1 protein-coding gene is annotated in these 1050 nt (G+C 60.4%); it reads left to right on the top strand.

All coding sequences use genetic code 11. The features are described 5' to 3' along the window. Nucleotides 1-75 precede the first annotated feature (75 nt). The coding region (locus FJ418_RS31775; RefSeq protein ID WP_140872236.1) for an IS4 family transposase at nucleotides 76-1050 on the top strand (975 nt) is incomplete at its 3' end.

Genomic DNA, 1050 nt, shown 5'->3' on the forward strand with positions numbered 1-1050 from the left:
CACAGTACACGACGCAAGGGTGAGGACGGCTTGAAGTGATTTGATTGGAGGATTCTTCGCCAAAAGGATCCGCCGATGCCGATCACGATTCACACCGCCCTCATCGAGACCCTAAGCCGTCATTTTGCACTGCGCAATTCGCGCCTGGAAACACTCGCGGTTCTGATCATCGGCATGGTTCAAGGCCGCACGGTCAATCTGAGCCATGTGGCGAGCCAGTTTCCGGGGGCCGCGCAACACGGGTCGAACTATCGCCGCCTGCAGCGCTTCTTCCAGTCGATCCGGCTGGATCAGGCACTCGTCGCGCAGCTCGTCGTGCGCATGCTGAACCTGTCGCGGCCCAAATGCCTGGCGCTCGACCGCACCAGCTGGAAGGTCGGCTGCAAGGACATCAACATTCTCATGCTGGCCATCGTGACGCGACGCTTTCGCGTACCGCTGCTGTGGACGGTGCTCGACCACCAGGGCAACAGCAACACGCACCAGCGCATCGAGTTGATGCGGCGCTATCTCGACCTGTTCGGCGCGGCTTCGATCGAACTGCTGCTCGCCGACCGCGAGTTCATCGGCGCCGATTGGGTCAAATTCCTGATGCAAAACAAGGTCCCGTTTGCCATTCGCGTCAAGGTCGGCCAGTGCGTCGCCCTGGCCGATGGAAAGCTCTGGACACTCCAGACCCTGCTGAGAAAGCGCCGCAAGAGCCGCAGCGTCACGACGCTTGAGGCCGGCCTGCCGGCTGCATCCGTCCGTTTATCCTTCGCTGCCAAATGGATCGACGGCAGAAAAGGCCAGCAGGGCGAATGGCTCATCGTCATGACCAACAGCCAGGACGCCAAGGCCGCCATCATAGCCTACAAGAGCCGTTGGGCCGTCGAATGCCTGTTCGGCGATGCCAAGACCCGCGGCTTCAACATCGAAGACACCAGAATGACCGCGCCAGACAAGATCGATACCCTGACAGCCATTCTCGCCATCGCAATCACATGGGCCTATCGATGTGCAACCCAAACCATGGGTATGAAGGCCATCAAGCGAAAGGCCCACGGCCGA

This window comes from Mesorhizobium sp. B2-8-3 (assembly GCF_006440815.1).
Classification (GTDB): domain Bacteria; phylum Pseudomonadota; class Alphaproteobacteria; order Rhizobiales; family Rhizobiaceae; genus Mesorhizobium.